This window comes from Devosia sp. J2-20 (assembly GCF_055808475.1).
In genome coordinates this window covers 575,026-597,377 of record NZ_CM147870.1, presented here as the reverse complement: position 1 = coordinate 597,377, position 22,352 = coordinate 575,026, and the positions used below count along the sequence as shown (strand labels likewise).

General features: G+C 63.0%; 19 protein-coding genes. 5 read left to right on the top strand and 14 right to left on the bottom strand.

What is annotated here, in order from left to right:
• Positions 1–164: 164 nt before the first annotated feature.
• The 3 genes from AC0L37_RS02930 (at position 165) to fabV (ending at position 3,886) form a co-directional block, all read left to right on the top strand.
• On the top strand, positions 165–1,874 hold the full coding sequence (locus AC0L37_RS02930) for a Rieske 2Fe-2S domain-containing protein (RefSeq protein ID WP_282222050.1): 1,710 nt from the start codon (positions 165–167) through the stop codon (positions 1,872–1,874).
• A gap of 97 nt (positions 1,875–1,971) precedes the next feature.
• A complete protein-coding gene (locus tag AC0L37_RS02925; RefSeq protein WP_282222051.1) occupies positions 1,972–2,622 on the top strand; it encodes a glutathione S-transferase family protein in 651 nt (216 codons plus the stop codon).
• A gap of 94 nt (positions 2,623–2,716) precedes the next feature.
• Entirely contained in the window at positions 2,717–3,886 is a 1,170-nt protein-coding gene (gene fabV, locus AC0L37_RS02920) for an enoyl-ACP reductase FabV (protein WP_212656956.1), read from the top strand.
• A 54-nt stretch (positions 3,887–3,940) separates the two neighbouring features.
• On the opposite strand, the gene AC0L37_RS02915 is transcribed toward fabV, so the two are convergent.
• Together AC0L37_RS02915 and epmA are read right to left on the bottom strand one after the other, a co-directional pair.
• Positions 3,941–4,963, bottom strand: coding sequence for a lysine-2,3-aminomutase-like protein (locus AC0L37_RS02915; protein WP_282222052.1), 1,023 nt, complete (start codon positions 4,961–4,963; stop codon positions 3,941–3,943).
• 91 nt (positions 4,964–5,054) lie between these two features.
• A complete protein-coding gene (gene epmA / locus AC0L37_RS02910) occupies positions 5,055–6,113 on the bottom strand; it encodes an EF-P lysine aminoacylase EpmA (protein WP_282222053.1) in 1,059 nt (352 codons plus the stop codon).
• Positions 6,114–6,242: 129 nt separating this feature from the next.
• Here epmA and efp point away from each other — a divergent pair, with 129 nt between their 5' ends.
• A complete protein-coding gene (efp, locus tag AC0L37_RS02905; protein ID WP_212656953.1) occupies positions 6,243–6,812 on the top strand; it encodes an elongation factor P in 570 nt (189 codons plus the stop codon).
• Between the two features lie 49 nt (positions 6,813–6,861).
• Here the strand turns inward: efp and AC0L37_RS02900 are convergent, their stop codons facing one another.
• Positions 6,862–7,059 (bottom strand): DUF2934 domain-containing protein, encoded by a 198-nt coding sequence (locus AC0L37_RS02900; RefSeq protein WP_212656952.1) that lies wholly within the window; start codon positions 7,057–7,059, stop codon positions 6,862–6,864.
• 53 nt (positions 7,060–7,112) lie between these two features.
• A complete protein-coding gene (locus tag AC0L37_RS02895) occupies positions 7,113–7,604 on the bottom strand; it encodes a YciE/YciF ferroxidase family protein (protein ID WP_212656951.1) in 492 nt (163 codons plus the stop codon).
• Between the two features lie 140 nt (positions 7,605–7,744).
• Between AC0L37_RS02895 and AC0L37_RS02890 the strand changes: the two genes are divergently transcribed.
• On the top strand, positions 7,745–8,464 hold the full coding sequence (locus tag AC0L37_RS02890; RefSeq protein ID WP_282222054.1) for a hypothetical protein: 720 nt from the start codon (positions 7,745–7,747) through the stop codon (positions 8,462–8,464).
• Positions 8,465–8,570: 106 nt separating this feature from the next.
• On the opposite strand, the gene AC0L37_RS02885 is transcribed toward AC0L37_RS02890, so the two are convergent.
• The 10 genes from AC0L37_RS02885 to AC0L37_RS02840 all read right to left on the bottom strand — a co-directional run bounded on the left by AC0L37_RS02885 (position 8,571) and on the right by AC0L37_RS02840 (position 22,156).
• Positions 8,571–9,224 carry a ThuA domain-containing protein gene (locus tag AC0L37_RS02885; RefSeq protein WP_282222055.1) on the bottom strand — a complete coding sequence of 218 codons (654 nt, stop codon included), beginning with the start codon at positions 9,222–9,224 and terminating at the stop codon, positions 8,571–8,573.
• 123 nt (positions 9,225–9,347) lie between these two features.
• Entirely contained in the window at positions 9,348–11,024 is a 1,677-nt protein-coding gene (locus tag AC0L37_RS02880; RefSeq protein WP_282222056.1) for an acyltransferase, read from the bottom strand.
• On the bottom strand, positions 11,021–12,031 hold the full coding sequence (locus AC0L37_RS02875) for a hydroxyacid dehydrogenase (RefSeq protein ID WP_282223031.1): 1,011 nt from the start codon (positions 12,029–12,031) through the stop codon (positions 11,021–11,023). Before AC0L37_RS02875 ends, AC0L37_RS02880 begins: the two co-directional genes overlap by 4 nt.
• Positions 12,028–13,881 carry a DUF2264 domain-containing protein gene (locus AC0L37_RS02870; RefSeq protein ID WP_282222057.1) on the bottom strand — a complete coding sequence of 618 codons (1,854 nt, stop codon included), beginning with the start codon at positions 13,879–13,881 and terminating at the stop codon, positions 12,028–12,030. The genes AC0L37_RS02875 and AC0L37_RS02870 overlap by 4 nt, the downstream gene beginning before the upstream one ends.
• Positions 13,882–14,916, bottom strand: a complete 1,035-nt coding sequence (locus tag AC0L37_RS02865) for an ABC transporter ATP-binding protein (protein ID WP_269370322.1) — start codon at positions 14,914–14,916, stop codon at positions 13,882–13,884.
• Positions 14,913–15,932, bottom strand: a complete 1,020-nt coding sequence (locus AC0L37_RS02860) for an ABC transporter ATP-binding protein (RefSeq protein ID WP_269370320.1) — start codon at positions 15,930–15,932, stop codon at positions 14,913–14,915. The genes AC0L37_RS02865 and AC0L37_RS02860 overlap by 4 nt, the downstream gene beginning before the upstream one ends.
• 102 nt (positions 15,933–16,034) lie before the next feature.
• Entirely contained in the window at positions 16,035–17,180 is a 1,146-nt protein-coding gene (locus AC0L37_RS02855; protein WP_282222058.1) for an ABC transporter permease, read from the bottom strand.
• Positions 17,181–17,186: 6 nt separating this feature from the next.
• On the bottom strand, positions 17,187–18,176 hold the full coding sequence (locus AC0L37_RS02850; protein WP_269370318.1) for an ABC transporter permease: 990 nt from the start codon (positions 18,174–18,176) through the stop codon (positions 17,187–17,189).
• 85 nt (positions 18,177–18,261) lie between these two features.
• Positions 18,262–20,190: an ABC transporter substrate-binding protein gene (locus tag AC0L37_RS02845; RefSeq protein ID WP_282222059.1), complete on the bottom strand. Its 1,929-nt coding sequence runs from the start codon at positions 20,188–20,190 to the stop codon at positions 18,262–18,264.
• A gap of 142 nt (positions 20,191–20,332) precedes the next feature.
• Positions 20,333–22,156, bottom strand: a complete 1,824-nt coding sequence (locus tag AC0L37_RS02840) for a heparinase II/III domain-containing protein (protein WP_282222060.1) — start codon at positions 22,154–22,156, stop codon at positions 20,333–20,335.
• Positions 22,157–22,352 lie beyond the last annotated feature (196 nt).

The window sequence follows — 22,352 nt, the reverse complement described above, 5'->3', positions numbered from 1 at the left end:
AATGAGGGTGGGGGTTCCTCACAGGCACCGAGCTCCCGGCTCCACCCCACCCCGACCCTCCCCATCAAGGGGAGGGAGTTAGATCAAGCTGCCCCGTACGCCAGGGCGGCAGAACCGACCTCATCCGATCGTGGCGCGATCTCGAAAAACGTCTCGGATGATCCATGACACTCTCGCTTTCCGACCCCAGCTGGTACCCCATCGCCTCAAGCGAGGACCTGCCTTTCCGCCATGTCTATCAGGGCCAGTTGCTGGGCCGCGAGCTTGCCGTCTGGCGCGCCGATGATGGCAATGTCAACGTCTGGGAAAACCGCTGCCTGCATCGCGGCGTACGGCTGTCGATCGGCATCAACGAGGGCGCCGAGCTCAAATGCCAGTATCATGGCTGGCGCTATGCGAACCGCTCGGCCGGCTGCACCTATATCCCGGCTCACCCAGCCGATGCGCCAGCCCGCCGCATCGAAAACCGAACCTATCCGGTGGTCGAAGCCTATGGCCTGATCTGGTCTGCCGCCAATGACGACAAGCCCTTCACGCCCTTCCCCGGTGCCGAGACCGGTGACTGGTTCGCCCTGCGCCCCATGCCGGTCAATGCCACCCCCGAGGCCGTGCTGGCCGGCCTTGCCGGTCTGGCCCCCGATGATCAGCCAGCCCAGACCCTGCCCGGCCTGGCGATCCGCTTGGGCGACACGCTCTATTTCGTCCAGCCCGTCGATGCCGGACGTTCGGTCATTCGCGGCCTGCTGCCCGGCCAGCCAGCCGACACCATCGTCACCCTGCGCCACATCAATGAAACCCTGACCAAGCTGCGCGACCGCCTTGAACGCGCCGCCGCACGCCAGCCGGCTCCCACCCCGCTGCAACCCGTGTTTGAGCGCGTCTCGGCCGATCTGGCCACCATGCCCGATATCGCCATCCCACGCGGCGCCACCATGCCCGTTGTGGTCAAGCGCAAATGGGCCAGCGCCGACGGCGTGATCGGCTTTGAGCTGGCCGACCGCGACAACCGCCACCTGCCCACCTTCCAGCCGGGCGCCCATATCGATGTGCACCTGCCCAATGGGCTGATCCGGCAATATTCCATCACCAATGGTCCCGGCGACCTGCTCAGCTACGTCATCGGCGTCAAGCAGGAGAGCGCCAGCTCGGGCGGCTCCAAGGTGCTGGTCGAAACGGTGCGCGAGGGTGATGTGCTCGCCATTTCCGAGCCGCGCAACAATTTCCCGCTGCGCCGCGATGCCACCCGCACCGTGCTGATTGCCGGCGGCATCGGCATCACGCCCCTGCTGTCCATGGCCCGTTTCCTCGACAAGTCGGCCCTGCCCTACGAGCTGCATTACTTCACCCGCGCCGATGAGCAGATCGCCTTCCGCAGCGAACTTGGTGCCCTGCACGGCAAGGTGGTGCTTCATACCGGCCTGCCCCGCCCGCAGATCGCCGACTCCATCGCCAGTGCACTGGGCACGTGGAGCCTGGCCCAGCACGTCTATGTCTGCGGCCCCGCCGCCATGCTCGAAACCGTACGCAGCACGGCCGCGGCCCAGCACTGGCCCGAAGAAGCCATCCACTTTGAATACTTCAAGAACGACAAGACCATCGACGACAGCTCATCGTTCGAGATCGAGCTGGCGCGCTCGGCCATGACCCTTCATGTCCCGGCCGGCAAGACCATTCTCGAAGTGATGCGCGAGGCTGGCCTGACGGTTCCCAGCTCCTGCGAACAGGGCGCCTGCGGCACCTGCCTGACCACGGTCATGGAGGGCGAAGTCGACCATCAGGACGTCTATCTCAACGACAGCGAAAAAGCCTCCAATAGCTGCATGATGACCTGCGTCAGCAGGGCGAAATCCGAGCGTCTGGTGCTCGACATATGATGGTACACACTGCGCGCCCACCAGTTCAGCAATCAGACACCCCCACCCCAACCCTCCCCACAAGGGGGAGGGAGCCCAGGACCGGACATTTCCTGCCATGAGCATCACCCTTTACGACTTCGAGCTCTCGGGCAATTGCTACAAGCTGCGCCTGCTCATGAGCATTCTCAAGCTGCGCTATGACGTCATCCCGATCGATTTCTATCCCGGTCGCCAGCACAAATCCGACGCGTTCCTGCGCCTCAATCCCTTTGGCCAGCTGCCCGTCCTCCAGGACGATGATCTGACCCTGTCGGATTCCGGGGCGATCCTGGCCTATCTCGCCAAAAAATATGACGCGACCGGCCAGTGGTTCCCTAATGATCCGGCCATTACTGCCCAGGTCCTGCGCTGGCATGCGGTGGCCGACGACATCACCGCCACCAGTTCCGCCGCGCGACTGGCGCTGGGCATGTTCTATGATTTCGACCTCGAAAAGGCCCAGCAGGGCGCCCACCGCATTTTCCGCCTGATGGATGAACACCTCTGGTTCGGCGAGCGCGAAGGCCGCGACTGGCTCTGTTCACCCGCCCATCCCACCACCGCCGACATTGCCTGCTTCCCCTATGTGATGCTCAGCGAAGAAGGTGGTATTGCGCGCCAGGACTATCCGGCCCTGCGTCGCTGGACCGATCGTGTCCGCCGCATTCCCGGCTTCATCGTCATGTCGGGCATCTTCCCGGCCGGACGCGCGCTCGAAACGGTCTGACCCCCGCGGGGGTTAGGCTGCACGACGGCCGAGGGTACTAGCCCTGCGCCGCCAATCCCGCTATTGCCTTGAGGCAAATCTAGGAGACATCCCCATGATCATCGAGCCCAAGATTCGCGGCTTTATCTGCACCACCGCCCATCCCACTGGCTGCGCCACCAATGTGCAGCGCCAGATCGATCATGTTGTGGTCAAGGGCCCCATCCCTTCGGCTCGCAAGCGCGTGCTCGTGCTGGGCTGCTCCACCGGTTATGGCCTGGCCTCGCGCATCGTCAACACCTTCGGCAGCGACGCCGATACCGTTGGCGTCTCCTTTGAGCGCGCCCCCGGCGAAACCAAGCCTGCCTCGGCTGGCTGGTACAATAACCGGGCCTTTGAAAACCGCGCCAAGGCCGCTGGTCGCAAGGCCGTGACCATTGAAGGCGATGCCTTCTCGGACGCCATCAAGGCCGAAACCGTTGAGGCCATCCGCGCCAATCTCGGCCAGGTCGACATGATCGTCTATTCGGTCGCCTCCCCGGTCCGCACCGACCCCACAGACGGCGTCACCTATCGCTCGGCCATCAAGCCTTACGGTAGCCAGGTGACCTCCAAGACGCTGAACACCTCGACCGGCGAAGTCTCCGAGATCACCGTCGAGCCCGCCACCGAGGAAGAAGCTCAGGCCACCGTCAAGGTGATGGGCGGCGAAGATTGGGAACTCTGGATCAAGGCACTTTCCGAAGCTGGCGTTCTGGCCGATGGTTTCCAGTCGCTCAACTACACCTATCTGGGCAGCGAGCTGACCTGGCCGATCTACCACAAGGGCACGCTGGGCCGCGCCAAGGCCGATCTTGATCGCGCCGCCGCCGCCATCCGCGCCGCCCACGGTGAACACGCCGCCCATGTCGTGGCGCTCAAGGCCGTCGTTACCCAGGCCAGCTCGGCCATTCCCGTGGTGCCGCTCTATGGTACGTTGCTGATCAAGGTGATGGACGAAATGGGCCTTGGCGAAGGCACCATCGAGCAGATCGACCGCCTGTTCCGCGAAAAGCTGCAGGGCGACATCGCGCTGGACGACGAAAGCCGCGTCCGCGTCGATGACTGGGAGCTCTCCGACACCGTCCAGACCGAGCTGAAAAAGCGCTGGGCGCTACTCACCACCGAGACGCTGCCCGATCTGGCCGACCTGCCCAAGCACCGCGAGGAATTCCTCAAGCTGTTCGGCTTTGCCATTGGTGGCGTCGACTACAGCGCCGATGTCGACCCGCAGGTCGTCAACTAGGGGCGCCTTTCAGCGCCACTGCACACAATATTGAAGGGGCCTCGCGGGGCCCCTTTATTTGGGCGGATAGGCGTGCTCGCCGCCCTGCCAGTCGCGCACGGTAAAGCAGCCATCGCCGCCCGAAATGGCAGCGGTCCGGATATCGGCCTTGCCGTGGCCGCCCGGAATATCGAGCACATAGGTTGGCTGACACAGCCCCGAAATCCGCCCGCGCAAGCCCGCGACCAGCGCCTGCCCATCCGCAATACTCACCCGGAAATGGCTGGTGCCCGGCGCCAGATCGGGATGGTGCAGATAATAGGGCTGCACCCGGTTCTCCACGAAACCCTGCATCAGCGCGGCCAGCGTTTCGAGGTCGTCATTGACCCCCTTGAGCAGCACCGACTGGCTGATCAGCGCCAGCCCGCCCGCATGCATGCGCGCCATCGCTGCGCGGGCCTCCGGCGTGAACTCGCGGGGGTGATTGGCATGCACCGCCAGATAGGTTGTCTTCCCGCTCGCGGTCAGCGCGTCGATCATCGCCGCATCCACCCGCTCGGGTTCCACCACCGGCACGCGGGTATGAAACCGCACGATCTTGATGTGTTCGATACCCGCCAGGCGGACCATCATGTCGCGCAGACGGCGCGGCGACAGCACCAGCGGATCACCGCCGGTCAGGATCACTTCCCAGATTTCGCTATGGCTGGCGATATAATCCACCGCCGCATCCATCTGGCCCGGTGTGAGCGTCCCCAGCCCCTGCGGTCCCACCATTTCGCGCCGGAAGCAGAACCGGCAATAGACCGGACACACATGCACGGCCTTGAGGAGCACCCGATCGGGATAGCGATGCACAATGCCCTCGACCGGCGAATGGGTCAGATCGCCAATTGGATCGACGCGCTCATCCGGCGTCTGCACCAGCTCTGCGGCACTGGGCACGAACTGTCGCGCCATCGGATCATTGGGATCATCACGGTCAATCAGCGCCACGACGGCCGGGGTAATCCCCACCGCATACTTTTGCGCAACCGCCTCCAGCCCGGCGCCATCATTCACCAGCCCGGCCTGCACCAGGTCCTTTACTGTCTTCATGGACAAGATCCCGCCCATTCACTGGACAGCGCCTTCCCCTCGATGGGGGAGGGTGTCGACTGAAAAACCGGGGCGAAAAAAGTCAGAGCGCTCATTGAGCCACCGGCGCCCACAGCACCGCCTCGATCCGGGGCGCCGCCGTGGCCAGCATCACCAGCCGGTCAAACCCCAGCGCCACCCCGCTGGCCTCCGGCATCAATGCCAAAGCTGCCAGAAAATCCTCATCGATCGGATAGCGCTCGCCATAGATGCGCTCCTTCTCGGCCATTTCAGCGATAAAGCGCGTCCGCTGCTCATCCGCATCGGTCAACTCGTCAAACCCGTTGGCCAGTTCCACGCCACAGGCATAAAGCTCGAACCGCTCGCTCACCCGCCGATCATCGCTTGCGCGCCGCGCCAATGCCGCTTCCGCCGCTGGATAGCGGTCCAGCACGGTGATCCGCCCCATCCCCAGTTGCGGCTCGACCTTGTCGGTCAGGATCAGGCTGAACAGATAGCTCCAGCTACGATCGATTGGCACCGCCATGCCCAATTCCAGCATTTGCTGCGCCAGCACGTCACCATCGGTCACCCCGTCCGCGTCCATGCTGGCAAACAGATCAATCCCGGCATAGCGCGCAAAGGCATCCACCATGCTCAGCCGCTCCGGCTCGGCGAACGGATCGCACTCAAAGCTCTTGTAACGCAGCATCGCGACCCCGGTGGTCTGGGCCGCCAGCCGCAGCAGCGCCACGCAATCGGCAATGATCGCGTCATAGGCTTCGCCCGCCCGATACCATTCCAGCATGGTGAATTCGGGATGGTGCAGCGCGCTGCGCTCGCGATTGCGCCACACATGCCCCAGGCTGGCGATGCGGGTTTCGCCCGCCGCCAGCAGCTTTTTCATGGTGAACTCGGGCGAGGTGTGCAGATACATCGGCTCCCCCACCCCGTCATTGCCGATCATCTGCGTGCCAAAGGCATGCAGATGGGTCTCATTGCCCGGCGAGCGCTGCAGACCGGGCGGATCAACCAGCACAAAATCAGCGCCTGCCAGATAGCCCCGCACCGCCGCCTCGATCCGGTTGCGCGCCATCAGGATTGGCCGCCGGTCGGCATGGACCGATGGTGTCCACCAGGCTGAGGCTTGCAATGATTTGCTGTGGCTCATGGGACCTTTATGACACCAAGGCTGGAGATTTGCGCCGAGATAGGGTAGTTGGCGCACGACAAAACAGCTTTTCGCGCGCAGATGGCCTCAGCCTCTACGACGCGCTCCCGTTACGAACAAGGAAGAATAATGGTCAAGGTCATCGCCTCTTCGCTGCGCAAGGGCAATGTCGTCGAGCAGGACGGCAATCTGCACGTCATCCTGACGCAGGAAAATGTCCACCCCGGCAAGGGCAATTCCATCACCAACGTTAACATGCGCCGCATCTCTGATGGCGTGAAGGTTGTCGGTCGCTGGCGCACCGTCGAAATGGTCGAAAAGGCCGACGTCGATGACCGCGAATACGACTATCTGTATTCCGATGGCGAAGGCCATCACTTCATGGAGCCTGTCAGCTTCGAACAGATCACCGTGCATAACGACGTGATTGGCGATCAGGCCGCCTATCTCACCGATGGCATGAAGGTTCACCTCAAGACCTTTGAGGGCAACGCCCTGTCGATGGAACTGCCACAGCGCGTGACCGTCGAGATCGCCGAGACCGAACCTGTGGTCAAGGGCCAGACGGCGTCCTCGTCCTATAAGCCAGCCGTGCTCACCAATGGCCTGAAGTGCATGGTCCCGCCCCATATCGGCGCCGGCACCCGCATCGTTATCCTCACCGAGGATAATTCATACGTCGAGCGCGCCAAGGACTAAGGCCCGCGCCGATCACGACCTGCAAGAACGGGCCCCGCGGGGCCCGTTTTCATGTCTGATCGGATCGGTCGACGTCATCATCGGGCGCACCCTGCGCCAGCCAGCGATCATAATCGAGCTGGCGCTGATGTTGTGCCTTGGCGCGCAGCCAGTATTCAAACGCCCGCCCGGGCGGGCAGCCATCCTGCTCCCACAGAAAATACGCGGTCAGCCGAATGGCCTCGGCGATCTCGGAGTTTTTGTGCATGCGCGTGAACCGACCCGATCAGGCGCAGGGCAAAACCTGCGCCTGCACTATCCTCAGGCCGCCTTCTGGTTGGCCTCGCTGGTCGCCAGTTCGCTCAGCGACAGATCGGTAGCCAGTTCTTCCTGCAGCGTGGCGTCGAGCAGCTTGGCGGCATCTTTCATGCCCAGCTGGGTGGCCCAGGTCTTCAGCGTGCCATAGCGGGCAATCTCATAGTGCTCGACAGCCTGGGCCGCCGAAACCAGACCGGCATCAAGCGCCACCGTGCCCTTGAACTCGTCCATGATCTCCTTGCCTTCCTCGATAATGCCCAGGATGGCGTCACAGGTCTTGCCGCGCGGTGCCTTGCCCAGCAGCTCAAAGATCTGCTCGAGCCGCTCCACATGGCCATGGGTCTCTTCGAGGTGCTTTTCGAACCCGGCCTTGAGCGCCTCGGAATTGGCAGCCTTGGCCATTTTCGGCAGGGTCTTCACGATCTGCCGCTCAGCGTAATAAATGTCCTTGAGCGTATCGAGAAACAGGTCATTGAGGGTCTTTTCGGAAGCCATTGTGCTTGTCTCCATTGCATGGTGTTGCGACGCTGGCTTGAGAACGTTGATCGCCTCCGCAGGTTCCAGCACAAATGATCCTGTCTGGTCCCCGCCGCGTACTCGCTTTAGGCTGCTCGCCTCCAACCGATCGGGCCACCATGACCGCCTCGCTCTATCCCGCTGATTTCTATCAGAACCGCCGCGCCCACACCGCCTATGCGGCCCGGCAGGTGCTGGCTGCCCTGCCCGCCGCCCTGCCCCAAACGTCGGTGGCCGATATCGGTTGTGGCACCGGCACCTGGCTGGCTGCAGCGCTGGCGGCGGGGGCAGACACCGCCATGGGCCTCGAAGGCGATTGGGTGACCCCCGACATGCTTGATGATCCCCGTATCGCCTTCACGGCGCACAATCTCGAACAGGGCTTTGCCGCCCCGCGCGTCGATCTTGCCATCTCGCTCGAAGTGGCCGAGCACCTCTCACCCGGCCGCGCCCCCGGCTTCATCGCCGATCTGGTCGCGCTGGCCCCGGCCATCCTGTTCAGCGCCGCTATTCCCGGCCAGGGCGGCGTCGGTCATCTCAATGAACAATGGCACAGCTGGTGGGCCGGCCACTTCGCCACCCACGGCTATACCGCCCACGACGTCATCCGCCCTGCCATCTGGGCCGACGAGGCCATCCCGGCCTGGTACCGCCAGAATGTCGTGCTTTATCTCGCCCCCGACCAGCGCCGCGCCCTTGGCCTGTCCGCGACTGACCCGGCCCTGCTGGACAGCGTCCACCCTGCCTTCTGGTCCCGCGCCAACCGCGAACTCGGCTACGCCAACGCCCTGCCCGAGTCAGAGGTGCTCAAACGCCAGGCCCAACAACAGCAGCAATAGCACCACTAGGCACCGAACCGTTTCCTCCCCCTGTCTGGGGGAGGCTAGGAGGGGGTATCCACCCAAAGGGGTTAACCCACCAGGCCAGGAACGGGAATGCCCAACCCTAGCGCGCCGCCCACAGCAGCCCGCGTCGCAGGATTTCGCGCACAGGCCCGCCCGCCAGTTCATCCGCCGTGTGGCCCAGCGAGGAATAAAACACCCGCCCCTGATCATGCATGGTGGTGAACACCACCGGCATCACCACATCCTTGCGCCAGGAATGGAATTCGCCGGAAAACACCGTCGTCGCCAGCACATCAACCGCCGGGTCGTAGTTCAGATAATACTGCTCGGAGGTATGCTCAAAGCTCCCGATCCCCGCCATGATCGGGTGATCGCTCTGGCACACATCCACCGTGTAGGTGATGATATTGCCCGGATGCTGCACCCAGTAGCAGCTGGCTGCATAGCGGAACGGCACGCTGGACCGAAAGCTCGTCGCCAGCCCCATGTGATAGCCCGCCAGCCCCGTCCCCGCCCGCACGGCCGCGATCAGATTGGCCATTTTCTCCGGCGCCAATTGCCCATCGGTAATCACCGGGACCACCAGATCAAACCGCCCGACATCCGCCGCGCCCAGCGCTTCGTAGTCGGGCGTCACGGTGACCGCGAAACCCTCGGCTTCGAGCAGGTCGCGCACCACCGTTGCCCCCCGCTCGGGCGTATGCAATTCCATGCCGCCCCACACCACCAGTGCCGATTTACCTGCCATGCTCATTCTCTTTCCGTCTGCTCCGGCCTGACCAACCGCCAGGCTGTCGGCTCCATCGTCTCCCTCCCCCTTGTGGGGAGGGATCAAGGGTGGGGGCTTTTGTTCCTGTGGCGCAAGGCCCGCTGATCGCTACAACCCCAGCCCCACGGCCCGCGTCCGATGGACGCCCTTGGGCACAAACGCGAACGCGTCTTCAATCCCCAGCAGCGCCGCGGCCAGATGGACCACGCTGAGCCACATTTCGGTGCCCTGCAGGCTCGCGGTCTGCCCATCGGCAAATCCAAAGCCCTGCCCGCTGATCCAGCGCTGCTCGGCCCGGCCGATCACCGCCCGCGCAATCGCCTCGGCTTCGGCCCGGCGGTGGTCGGTCTGCTGCAGGCATAGCCAGAGCGGATGAATGGTGTCGAGCAGATTGCACGCCGTATAGGTCGGCCCGGCAAACCCGCCATATTGGCGATGATTGTGCAGCACGCTGTCGATGGCCTTTTCGACACCGGGCACCGGCACGCCAAACTGGGCATATGTGCCCCGTGTCAGGCGATAGAACCCGTTGACCGGCTGCAGCAGCCCTTCGTCCGCGGTCGGAGACCCCCACAATCCTGTGCCACGATCCTGATGCAGCGCCAGCCAGCCAAACAGCGTTTCGCGCGCCCGCCCGCTGGTGAAATAGCGCGCGTTGAAATAGAGCGCTGTGCCGATCGCATCCACCGCTGCGCCTGCGCCCCAGGCCCGCTCCCGCCAGCTCAGACCCTCCAGCCAATCGCACAGCTCGGGCGCACCCAGTTCAACTGCCGCAACCGGATGCTTCGGCTGCCCGCCCAGCACCTCGATCGCATAGCCAACCGAGAGCACATTATAGAGCGCCAGCCCATCATCGCGCATGGCCTGTCCGGCCGCGATGAGCCGATGCGGGTCTGGAAACAGCCCTGTCTGGGGGTCCTGCATCGCCTGCAGTTCAGCCAGTGTGGCCGCTGCATCGAGCCCCTCGGGCAAGGCCCCAAAGCCCGCCGCAATCTCGATGGCATCATTGCGATGCCGCGCGCTGGCGCGCGCCTGTCCATCGGCCTCGATCGAAACATAAGTTCCGTCCTGCCGGTGGCGTGTCAGGATCTCGGGCCACTGCTGGCCTGCCACCGCGCCCAGCCGGGCCAGGCTCGCCTCTGCGTCGCCCTTGGCGGACTGTCCGCGATAGCGCACCAGCTTGGCGGGCACCCCGCCCACGATCGCCAGCGGCGGCACGTCCTTGCTTACTACGGCGCCTGCCGCGATCACGGCGCCGGCGCCCACCGCAACCCCATCAAGCACCACCGCATTGGCCCCGATCCACACATCATCCCCAATGGTGATGCCAAGGCTCTCATGCGCCTGGGTGTGGATCGGCACGCTGGGATCATCAAAGCCGTGATTGAACCCGACAATGCTGACATGGCTGGCAATGCGCACCCCGTCGCCACAGCGCACCTTGCCCGAAATCATCGCATAGCTGTTGACCGTGCAATGCGCGCCAAATTCCACATCACCGCGTACCAGGGCATGCCCGGCAATCCAGCACTGCGCACCGACCACCAGATGGCTGGTAAAGATCGCCGCATCGGCTGCCACATAAGCGGTGTCGGCAAACCGGGCGCCCGCGCTCTGCTCCAGCCGCGCCAGACGCGCCTGATGCTGAGGCGCTGCAATGTCCTCTGGCGTCCGGTCCCAGGTCAAAAATTGCAGCCGCGCCGCGTGCTCCCCCTCTGCCTGACCAGGAGTGGTCGCCGCATCATGCCGGGCGAGCGGGCCTTCGCCCGAGGGCGAGCTCGTCATGCCAGCCGCTCCAGCAAACCGGGCTCCACGGCATATTCCAGCGGCGTACCAGCAATGAAGCGTTCGATTTCGTCGACTACCAGCTCGCCCAGCCGCAACCGTTCAGTGCCGATTGCGCCCGCCACATGCGGCGTCAGAAACACATTGGGTAGAGTATAGAGGGGCGAACTGGGATCGGGAATTTCGGGATCGGTCACATCGATCACCGCATGGATCCGTCCGGTCTGCAGTTCGGCAATCAGGGCCTCCTCATCCACCAGCGCACCGCGTGCCGTATTGATGAACGCTGCCCCGTCCCGCATCAGCTTGAGCTGGCTGGCACCGATCATCGCCCGCGTAGTGGGCAGCGATGGCGCATGGATTGATACCACATCAGAGCGCGCCATCAGCGTTTCGAGCGAGACCAGTTCGGCTCCCGCCAGAAGAGGGTCATCGGCCTGCACAAACGGGTCGCTGACCAGCACGGTGAAATCGAAACCCTGCAGGAATTTGGCCACCTTGCGCCCAATGCGCGAAGCGCCGACCAGCCCCACCGTGCGGTGATAATTGCCGATGGGTTCATCGGCCAGAGCATAGGTGCTCGACCGGCTCGGGTCAGCCCGATAACGGTCGCGCATTTCAAACATCCGCTTATTGGCAAAGATGATCGCGGCCAGGGTGAACTCGGCTACGGGCACCGCATTGGCGTCGGCTGCATGGGTCACCGTGATCCCGGCCGAATAGACCGCCGGGTCCAGCATGTATTTCACTGTGCCGGCCGCATGCGCGATCAGTTGCAGGCGGGGCGCCGCCTTGAGCACATCGGCTGAAATCGTCGGACAGCCCCAGCCGGTGACCAGCACATCAATCTGCGCCAGCACGGCCCGGGCTTCGGCACTGCTGAATTCGCTCAGCGGCGCCTGGCGCACAATCTCGCAATTCCGGCCCAACCGGTCCAACGCCTGCGCGTCGAACACGAATTTGGTCTTGTCCGCCGCCATGGCAAAAGCAATTTTTGGACCCATCAGAACCGCTCCGGGACCAGAATGGCGCTGACATCAATGCCCTCGCGGGCAAACAGTGCCTCAAGCGCCGCCAGATCGGGTGCCGCCGGGGGCTTGTTCAGCGCCGCCTCGGCATCGCTGCCCGCGGGCATCGCCATGGCCGCGGTCACCAATACCGTCGTGCCGGCCGCGATGTCGCCGCGCAATTGCGGCACCAGCGTTTTCGACACGATCAGATTGGTATTGGGATAGGCTTTCTGCGTCCGCCCGTCCCGCGTCCCGGCCAGATCGACGATGACGCTGAGATCGGTGGCGCTGTGCGCAACGGCCCGGCCAGCCTCTTCGCGCAGCCTATCGGCGTTCAGATCGGCGCGCCCAATGGCAAAGCCGCCCTCGGTCGCATGCAACGCGCGTGGCGTGGTGATCCGGTGCACCCTGATGTGCCACGGATTGGCCGGCAGCAGCCACGTCTCCACGCTCACATCGCTCCAGGGTTTCCAGCGTGCATACAGCGTGTCACCGGCAATCTGGGCCACCTCATTGGTCTCGCGCACCCGGTAGTGCCGCCCGTCATCGGAAAACGCCAGCGCCCCGTCAAACGCGCCCTGATGATAGGCCCGCTCATCGACCTCCACCGAAAAGCCATAGCGGCTGGAATAGACGAACTTGGCGTATTTTTCGGTGCCATTGCGCATCTGCCAGTTCTGCTGGCCGCTCGACAGCGCCACCACATTGCCCTTGGTATGCATCATCACCATGCCGGGATGCCTGAGCGGAATGGGCGTCTCGTCGATGACAGCCGGGGTTTCCTCAGCGGTCCAGAACGGGTGATCGGCCCCCAGCGCCAGCGGCAGAAAGGCCTTGAGCGCCCAATAGGGCGAGCCTGCCGAATTATAGCTCTCGCTCATGAACAGGTTGGGATAGCCATAGCCGACCGAGAGCACGCCATTGCCATGGGCAATTGGCTTGTCTGCCCACCAGCGCAGATGACGCATGAACTGGCCCTTGATTTCGCCCCAGGGCAGCGCCTCCACGTCAGCAAACGCCAGCGCGCCCCAGAAGCCACCACAGGCAAAGCGATAGGTCAGGCTGCGCCCGAAGGCCAGCGTCCCACCATCCTCGTCAAACCAGTGGCGGATATCCTTCGCGAACGCCACTGCGCGCTCTTTATAGGCAGCAACGCGCTTCTCGTCGCCGCGCGCCAGCTTGGCGTAGATCAGACCGTAAAAATGCATGGCGAAGGGAATGTAGTGGTCTATGCGGCGCACATTGCCGTCGCGATACCAGCCCTCGCCCAGATAGAACCCGTCCAGCTCCTCGAGATATTTCTCGGTCAGCGAACGGTCGAAATCGACGCCGCATTCCTCCAGCCCCAGATCGACCAGAATGCGGAAGAACTTCCAGTTATTGTCCGCATAGTCGAACTGGCGCGCATGCAGCAGATAGGCCGCCAGATTGTCCTTGGCCTTTTGCGACAGCGGCGCCCAGACATGCTGGGGCACCATCCGCATGGTGAAGCCGATCGCGGCCAGCTCAACCATGCGCTGGTCGGTCGAGTTGACCGCCCCCCAATATTCAGGATGCTCGGGGTCTGTGCCATTGGCCAGTCCGCGCCGATACAGCTCCCAGTGTTCAAAACTGCCACCGCCCGCCGCCAGCGGCGTCAGCCCCCATAGCGGCCGGGCAAACCCTTCGAGGTCGGCCGCTGCGCGGTCAAAATGCGCCGCGGCCCCATCAAGCCGCACGCGCGCCCCGCCTTCGGAAAAATAAGGCAGCAGCGGGTCAAACAGGGCGTGCAGCCCCCCAACCACATCATCGCGGCTCGTCAGAGGATTGCCAGATAGAGGATTGGCGCTCACAGGATCATAAGTCATCTAGGCATAGGTCCTCGCTGGCGCATCATCATAGGCGCCACTCAATTCAAGTTTCTCGGCAAAATGGCAGGCCGCTTCCTGGGCTGTCCCGTTGATCGGGCGCAGCGCCGGCCGTTCGGTCCGGCAGCGGTCTTCGGCATATTTGCAGCGTGTGTGGAAAGGGCAGCCAACCGGTCGATTGCCCAGATAGGGGATTTCCCCGCGCACTTCGGCGCTGCGCCCCTTGCGCCGCAACGGGTCGGCAATCGGCAGCGCCTCAAGCAGCAATTCGCTATAGGGATGGCGTGGTCGCTCAAACAGCATTTCGGTGGGCGCATTCTCCACCACATGGCCCAGATACATCACCACCACCCGGTCCGCGATGTAGTTCACCACCCCCAGATCATGGCTGATGAAGATATAGGTCAGCCCGAATTCGGCCTTGAGGTCCTCGAGCAGATTGAGCACCTGCGCCTGGATCGAGACGTCCAGCGCCGACACCGCCTCATCGGCAATCACCAGCTTGGGGTCCAGCACCAGTGCCCGGGCAATACCGATACGCTGACGCTGGCCGCCCGAAAACGCATGCGGATAGCGCCCTGCTGCTTCAGCGGGGATCCCGACCTTTTCCAGCGTCGAGATCACCAGCTCCTCCAGCGCCTTGCCCTTGGCGATCTTGTGAATGCGCAGCGGCTCGGCCACGATATCGAACACCCGCATATTGGGATTCAGCGAGCTCATCGGGTCCTGAAAGATCATGCGGATGTCTTGCCGCCATGGCTTGATCTCGCGCTTGGTCAGCGCTGTCAGCTCGACATCGCCGCCGCTCTTGGGATGATAGACGACCTTGCCTTCGCTGACCGGCTGCGCCTGAATGATGCAGCGCCCCAGCGTGGTCTTGCCACAGCCGCTCTCGCCGACAATGGCCAGCGTCTCGCCGGCCTCCACGGTCAGATTGATATCGGTCAGCGCATCGAGCCGGCGTTCCTTGCCGATCAACCCGCCACTCAGGGTAAAATGCTTGGAGAGATGCTCCACACTCAGCAGCCTACTCATGCCATTGCCTCCACCGGCGCCTGGGTCAGCAGATGACACCGCGCATGATGCCCATTGCCCACATCGGTACGCACCGGACGCACGCTGGCGCAGGGCTCGAACGCATGCGGGCAGCGGCTGGTAAAGGCACAGCCTGTTGGCCGGTCCTTGGGTGCGGGCACCGTGCCCTTGATCGGGTTCAACCGCACCCGGTCCGCCTTGCGCGACATCTTGGGGATCGAGTTCATCAGTGCCTGCGTGTAGGGGTGCCTGGGCGCCGAGAACACGTCGAACACGCTGCCCTGCTCCACCACATCGCCCAGATACATCACCGCCACCTCGTCGGCGATTTCCGCCACCACGCCCAGATCATGGGTGATGAACAGCATCGCCATGCCGAAATCGGCCTGCAGCTGGCGCAGCAGGTCCAGAATTTGCGCCTGCGTCGTGACGTCCAGCGCTGTGGTCGGCTCATCGGCAATCAGCAATTGCGGTGTGCACGCCAGCGCCATGGCGATCATCGCCCGCTGACGCAAGCCGCCCGACAGCTGAAACGGATATGCATCGGCCCGCTCGCGTGCGCCGGGCACGCCGACCTGGTCGAGCAGCGCCACGGTACGCTCGCGCGCCGCCTTGCCGCCCAGCCCCTCGTGAATGGTCATCATCTCGTCAATCTGGTCGCCAATCGTATGCACCGGCGATAGCGAACTCATCGGCTCCTGAAAGATCATCGAGATCTGGTTGCCGCGAATGCGCCGCATCGCCAGGCTGTCCGGCTTGAGCCGGGCAATATCGGTGGCGTCCTCCCCCGCCGGGGTGAACACGATACTGCCGGTGCGCACATCGGCATTCTTGTCGAGCAGTCGCAGCACGGCGCGCGCCGTCACCGACTTGCCGCAGCCGCTTTCGCCCACCAGCGCCAGGGTCTTGCCCGGCGTCAGGCTCAGATCGACCTGCCGCACGGCTTCGATATCGGCCTCGTCGGGCGAGGAAAACACGATCGACATATTGTCGATTTTCAGAAGAGGTTTGTTCATGACCTTGCCTCTGTGATTGTCGGAGAACCCCCACCCTTGGTCCCTCCCCACGAAGGGAAGGCAATGCGGGTGGTGGTATCGTCAGCACGCATAATCATCATCTCATCGCCCATGTGGATCAGCGGCATCACGAAGACCGTCTCCGAAAAAGTTCATTGCCAGAATGATGATGACCACGCAGATGCCCGGCGTCAGCAGCCACGGCGCGGTCGCCAGCGTGCGGATATTCTGCGCGTCCTGCAGCAGCGTCCCCCAGCTCACGATCGGGGCCTGCAGCCCCAGCCCAAGAAAGCTCAGCGCGGTTTCAGCCAGGATCATGCCCGGAATGGCCAGCGTCGCTGCCGCAATGATGTGGCTGGTGAAACTGGGCACCATGTGCCGGGTGATGATGCGCCAGTCGCTGGCCCCATCCAGCTGCGCCGCGGTCACGAAATCCTCGGTGCGCAGGCTCAGGAAGCGCCCCCGCACCACCCGCGCCAGCTCGGTCCAGCCGATCAGGCTCAGGATGATGGTGATGGCGAAATAGGTCTGCAGCGCCGTCCAGTCCTTGGGCATGGCAGCGGCCAGACCCAGCCAGAGCGGAATGGTCGGCATGGAGCGGATGAACTCCACCACACGCATCACCGCACTGTCGAACCAGCCGCCATAATAGCCGGCAAACCCGCCAATGATGATGCCGAAGAACAGGCTCATCGTCACACCGGCCAGACCGATGGAAAGCGAAATGCGCGTCCCGTGGATCAACCGGCTCAACAGGTCACGGCCCAGCCGGTCCGCACCCAGCACATAAAGTGGGGCCCGCGGCACCGACACGCCGAACAGCTTGGTCGACATCGGGATGAAGCCGGCCAGCAGATACGGTTTGCTCTCGGCAAACAGCATGATTGGCAGCCGCTCGGTCTCGTCGATCACAAAGGTGCGGCGCAGCGCGACCGGGTCGATTTCGGTCTTGTAGCCATAGACATAGGGCCCGAAGGTCCAGCTGCCGTCTTCCTGCACGGCCACGAAATTGATGCCCTGTGGCGGCGCATAGGTATAGCGCGGATTATAGGCCGAGGGATCGGTGGGCGCCAGAAACTCGGCGAAGATGGCAATCAGGTAGAAGGCGATCACCACCCACAGGCTGACCAGCGCCAGCTTGTGCCGTTTGAAGCGGCGCCACATCAGCGCCGTCTGGCTTTCCCGTACCGCCTTTTTGGGCGTCACTTCCGCCATGCTCAGCGTCCCGTCATCTGCGTGAATGTTCATGGTCATTTACTTGCCGCCATACCGGATGCGCGGATCGATCCAGGCCAGCAGGATGTCCGAAATCAACGTACCGACCACCGTCAGCACACTCAGCAGCAGGATGATGGCCCCTGCCAGATACATGTCCTGCGTCGTCAGCGAGCGCAGCAGCATCGGTCCGGCCGTCGGCAGGTTCATCACCACTGACACGATCACCGAGCCCGACACCAGCGCCGGCAACAGCCAGCCAATGGTGGAGACCAGCGGGTTGAGCGCCAGACGAACAGGATATTTCAGAATGACGCGCCACTCCGGCAGGCCCTTGGCCCGGGCCGTGGTCACATAGGGCTTTTTAAGCTCATCAAGCAGGTTGGCGCGCAGAATGCGGATCAGTTCGGCTGTACCGGCCGTGGCCAGCACCAGCACCGGGATCCAGGCATTGGACAGGAAGTCCCACAGCTTGGCCAGGCTCCAGCGCGCGTTCTCGAATTCGGGCGAATACAGCCCGCCAATGGTTTCGCCGAACCAGGTAAAGCTGAGATACATCAGGATCAGCGCGAAAAAGAAGTTCGGCACAGCCAGGCCGATAAAGCCCAGCACGGTCGCCAGATAATCGCCCAGCGAGTATTTGCGCACAGCGGCGTAGATCCCGATTGGCAGCGCGATCAGCCACATGGCGATCACCGCAATGCCTTCGAGCAGGATCGAATTGCCCAGCCGGCCCCAGATCAGTTCGGACACCGGCCGCTTCCACTCAAAGCTCTGGCCGAAATTACCCACCATGATGCCGCTCACCCATTTCCAGTACTGCACCAGATAGGGCTCGCCCAGGCCGTATTGCTGGCGCAGGTTCTCGATCACCTTGGGGTCGACCTGCTCGCCGGTCGCCGAAAGCTGGGCAATATAGGCGGTCAGATAATCGCCGGGTGGCAGCTGGATGATAGCGAAGGCCACAAACGAGATGGCAAACATCGTCAGCACCATGGCGATGAAACGCCGGATCACGAACTGGACCATTGTCGGATACTCTAGTCGGTTTCAGGGTCCCCCGCGGCCATTGCGGCCGCGAGGGGATCGGGCGGGAGGGGAGGACGTCCCCCGCTTACTTGAAGTACCAGGTGGCCGGATCCATCGGCGATGGCGTCGGGAACAGCCAGGCGTTGAACATCGTCTCAGGCGCATTGCCCAGATTGTTCTTGATGATCGAATAGCCGTTCGGCATCAGGCTGACGCCGATCACCGGGAACTGCTCCTTGGTGATCGCCAGGATCTGCTTCATCAGGTCAGCACGCTGATCGGGATCGCTCGAGGAACGGATCTGCTTGTAGAGCTCCATCTGTTCCTTGGCCCAGTCAGCGGGCTCTTCGGCGATTTCAGGACGCGTGCCGTTGAACCACTGTGCCCAGCGCCAGGCCCAGACCGATTCATCATTGGCCGGGAAGTAGTAGCGGGGCTCCTGCACCACTTCGAGACCACCGTCGCCGGCCCAGACCTGCGCATCGAACTCATTGCCCGGGCGCTTGTCGTAGAACAGCGTACGGTCGATATTGTTGAGCTCGATTTCAATGCCGACCGAGCTGAGCTGCAGCTGCATGATTTCGAGAATATCGATCCATTCCGGCCGCAGCGAGGAGATCACATCGACCGTGATCTTAGCCGGACGGCCATCGCTCATCAGGCGGACGCCGTCACCATTGGTTTCGGTCAGGCCGGCCGCTTCAAGATGCTCGATCGCGCTTTCGGGATTGAACTCGGTGTACTGCTTGGCCAGCTCTTCGTCATAGAACGGCGATTCCGGACGCGGTGCCACCTGGAAGGGTTCACCCTGACCGGTGAACACCACATCGACGATCTCTTCGCGGTCAATGGCTTCGGAGATGCCGATGCGGAAGTTCTTGTCCTGATACAGCGCCCGCTTGACCGGATCGTCATGGTTGAAGTTGAGCTGCAGCACCAGCGTATTGGACGCCGATGGGATGATCTCGCCCAGGTGATAATCGCCCGCTTCCTGCCCGTCATAGAACAGTGGCTTGTTGGTATTGGTGGCGATGTGGCGTTCCTGGAAATCGATCTCGCCATTGAGCGCCAGCAGTGTCAGCTCTTCGATGGATTCGCTGACCCGCATGTCCAGATGATCCATATAGGGCAGCTGGTTACCCTCAGCGTCGACCTTCCAGTAATAGGGGTTGCGATCCCAGGTCACGTGGCTAGCATTGGCCGACAGGGGCTGGTCGATCACCCAGGCATACAGCGTTGGCAGATCAGGATTGGAGAAACGGATGGTTTCCCAGCCCCAGGCGCAACGGTCCTGCAGATACAGCGCCCAGCTCGAAAAGCCCTTGGCTTCAGCTTCGGCAGCGGCATTCTCGTTATATTTGGGGTGGAACTGGCTGCAATAGGCCTTCTGCAGCGAGGTGATGTGAATGCCGTTCACGCTGGCCATTTCGTCCATCAGCATGCCATTGGGCTGATCGAACCGGAACTTGAACGTGTAATCGTCAATCACCTCGAGATGCACGGGATTGTTGACGTTGTCGATCCAGCTGCCGGCCGGATAATCGGGGTCGTTATAGATCTCGACGGCAAATTCGATATCGGCACTGGTGAACGGGGTGCCGTCCGACCATTTCACGCCCTGACGCAGATGGAAGGTGTATTCGGTGGCGTCTTCATTGGCTTCCCAGCTCTCGGCCAGGTTGGGCACCACGGTCTTCCATTCCTGGTCAAACCGCACCAGACCTTCATAGGCCACGGTCTTGACGATCAGCCCGTTATCGCCGCCGCCGCGCATGCCCATATGCCAGGTGCCGCCATAGGTGCCGATGCTGTCGGCGTTGAGCACCAGCGGATTGGCAGGCAGGCGCTCTTCAAGCGGCGGCAGGTCACCGCTGGCCACCAGCGCATCAAGCTCGGGCGCCTGTTGCGCCAGCGCCGGTCCGGCAGCCGCAAGCAGTGCGCTCAGCGCCACTGCACCGGCCAGACGCAGACCGTTGCGGCCTCGCATGCGACCGAAATTTGCATCATGTTTCATTATAGTCCTCCCTTTCCGGGCTTTCCCTCACCCGGGTTCTCGTCAGGCGCATGCCGACACAGTGTCGTCATCCGTAACTGCGTGGATGGTTTGGGCATCCACGCCCTCTTCTTGCCGGTCGCTGACCGGCGCTCCCGCTCGCTCAGAACGGTGAGATCTCCAGCACCACCTTGCCGGTCGCTGCCTGTCCCGCCGCTGTAAACAGCACACGGGTCAGATCGACCGAGGGGGCATATTGTTTTTCGACGCCGGGGTGGCGTTCGGTATCGACCTGCACAATGGCCGGGTCGAACCCCACCACCACCCCGCCATTGTCATCGCCAATGCGCACCGTGGCGCTGCCGACCTGCACGGCCAGCGGGGTGATCAGCGCGGACACGAACTGCCCGCCACCATCGGCAAAACTGAAACTGTCCGTGAGTTCGATCCGCCCACCGGGCACGGCGCGGTCAAACACCACATCGCGCTCCAGCGTCTTGAGCCCTGCTGCTGCCGGATAGGCCGCTGCCATCTCGAGCCGCAGCCGATCCTGCTCGGCGCCATGACCATGGTCGAGCACGCGCGCGGCATGCGCGGCGCCTTCGGCCTGCGCATGGCCATTGACCACCGGCACCGAATGCCCGCGCGAGGAGGCCATGATGTTCTCGTACCGCTCGGGGCCGAAATAGGCCTTGGAATAGCGCCCGCGCCCCGGATCGGTCAGCACGACGCGGCCATTGTGCACCACCATGAACGAGCCAACATCGTTCTGGTTGTGCATCTCGTCATTGTGCCCGCCCTTGATCGCCAGCCGCAGCGAACCGGGATTATCCGGGTCCAGCCGGCTGATCATCCAGGCCATGTCGGCGTACCAGTCATGCACTGTGCCCCCGAAAGCGGTTTCGCTTTTCGGCAGCGGCCACGCATATTGCCGCAATGGCCAGACGAACTGGTTGAAGCCTTGCACCGTAAAATCGTTGCTCATGCCCAGCTGGGTCAGCGAAGGAAGGTCAAGCCGCTCGGCCAGATAGGCCAGCAGCCCGGGATGAAACTGCGGGGTGCTGTCGGAATCCGAGAAGCTCGCCCAGATGCCCTGGGTCAAAATGGTGCGCACCGGAAATTCGGCAATCGCCCGCACCCGCGCGTCATTCAGCAGATCGATCTGCCCGCCCGTGCGCGCCGCCAGCAACTGCGCCAGCACCACATAATTGCCGAAGCCATAGGACCAGTAATCGGGCCCTTCGCTCGATCCACCCTGGCTGTCAAAGGTCTCCAGATAGTCGGCTAGGCTGTGCAGCCCGCGCGTGATGATCTCGGCCAGCCGATCCAGATCGTTTTCGAAATAGCACGCAGCGCCAACCACCCCGGCGACACACACCGCCGTCCAGTTATTAACCTGCTTTTGCGGCGTGGTGTGCAGCCACCAGTGATCATTGCGCTCAAGGAACGGGGCGATGGCGCGCCGATCGGTCTCGCTGCGCAACCGGGCGCGCAAGGGTGCGGACAGCCTGTCGCCGATCAGATAATCCATCTCCGCCAGATCCAGCGCGCTCATCGCTGCAGCCAGATCAAGCGTCGGCCGATCCGGCATGTCGAGCACCCGCCCATGCGCAGGCCAGGACCAGTTGGTCTCTTCGAGCCGTGCGAAGGCCAGATTTTCAATCGCGTCGATAAAGGCGCCTTCGCCCTCAAGCCATTCAGCCAGGGTCAGGCGATACAGCATCTGCCGCCGCTCGCGCTGGGCATCTTCATAGCCCTCGCGCCGTCCGGTCCGCATGAATTCCAGATAGAGCGCAGCGGGCAGCGCCGGAACGGGCGCGACCGCATCGGCCCGCGCCTGCTCGAGCAGTCCCGCCAGAGCCTGCGACCCGATAGTGGATTTGATGCGCGCCACTCCCTGCTCACCGCTTCTGGCAAACGGCGTAAACGCGGGCGCTGTCGCCAGCACCATGCGCACATGTTTGACATTCCACCGGCGCAAATCCACGTCGCACTCCCCGCCTCAGCATCCCGCGGTCCCTCGACCGTCTCCTCGATTGCTGGTGTCGGAAAGGCTATTGCACAACTTGCGCTATTTCAAGCAATTTGCGCAAATCACGCAAGTTACGCAAATTTGTTCATTTTGCGTTGTCCGAGCAAGGACATAGCGTGTCGATAACCACCGTGCGCGCCCCTCAACGTGC

Excerpts from the sequence above, each read along its gene's own strand:
- AC0L37_RS02845 (WP_282222059.1), bottom strand. The coding sequence starts at position 20,190 with ATGAAACATGATGCAAATTTCGGTCGCATGCGAGGCCGCAACGGTCTG.
- AC0L37_RS02895 (WP_212656951.1), bottom strand. The coding sequence starts at position 7,604 with ATGGCTTCCGAAAAGACCCTCAATGACCTGTTTCTCGATACGCTCAAG.
- AC0L37_RS02925 (WP_282222051.1), top strand. The coding sequence starts at position 1,972 with ATGAGCATCACCCTTTACGACTTCGAGCTCTCGGGCAATTGCTACAAG.
- AC0L37_RS02860 (WP_269370320.1), bottom strand. The coding sequence starts at position 15,932 with ATGAACAAACCTCTTCTGAAAATCGACAATATGTCGATCGTGTTTTCC.
- efp (WP_212656953.1), top strand. The coding sequence starts at position 6,243 with ATGGTCAAGGTCATCGCCTCTTCGCTGCGCAAGGGCAATGTCGTCGAG.
- AC0L37_RS02900 (WP_212656952.1), bottom strand. The coding sequence starts at position 7,059 with ATGCACAAAAACTCCGAGATCGCCGAGGCCATTCGGCTGACCGCGTAT.
- fabV (WP_212656956.1), top strand. The coding sequence starts at position 2,717 with ATGATCATCGAGCCCAAGATTCGCGGCTTTATCTGCACCACCGCCCAT.
- AC0L37_RS02880 (WP_282222056.1), bottom strand. The coding sequence starts at position 11,024 with ATGACGAGCTCGCCCTCGGGCGAAGGCCCGCTCGCCCGGCATGATGCG.
- AC0L37_RS02855 (WP_282222058.1), bottom strand. The coding sequence starts at position 17,180 with ATGAACATTCACGCAGATGACGGGACGCTGAGCATGGCGGAAGTGACG.
- AC0L37_RS02930 (WP_282222050.1), top strand. The coding sequence starts at position 165 with ATGACACTCTCGCTTTCCGACCCCAGCTGGTACCCCATCGCCTCAAGC.
- AC0L37_RS02850 (WP_269370318.1), bottom strand. The coding sequence starts at position 18,176 with ATGGTCCAGTTCGTGATCCGGCGTTTCATCGCCATGGTGCTGACGATG.
- epmA (WP_282222053.1), bottom strand. The coding sequence starts at position 6,113 with ATGAGCCACAGCAAATCATTGCAAGCCTCAGCCTGGTGGACACCATCG.
- AC0L37_RS02915 (WP_282222052.1), bottom strand. The coding sequence starts at position 4,963 with ATGAAGACAGTAAAGGACCTGGTGCAGGCCGGGCTGGTGAATGATGGC.
- AC0L37_RS02865 (WP_269370322.1), bottom strand. The coding sequence starts at position 14,916 with ATGAGTAGGCTGCTGAGTGTGGAGCATCTCTCCAAGCATTTTACCCTG.
- AC0L37_RS02870 (WP_282222057.1), bottom strand. The coding sequence starts at position 13,881 with ATGACTTATGATCCTGTGAGCGCCAATCCTCTATCTGGCAATCCTCTG.
- AC0L37_RS02885 (WP_282222055.1), bottom strand. The coding sequence starts at position 9,224 with ATGAGCATGGCAGGTAAATCGGCACTGGTGGTGTGGGGCGGCATGGAA.
- AC0L37_RS02890 (WP_282222054.1), top strand. The coding sequence starts at position 7,745 with ATGACCGCCTCGCTCTATCCCGCTGATTTCTATCAGAACCGCCGCGCC.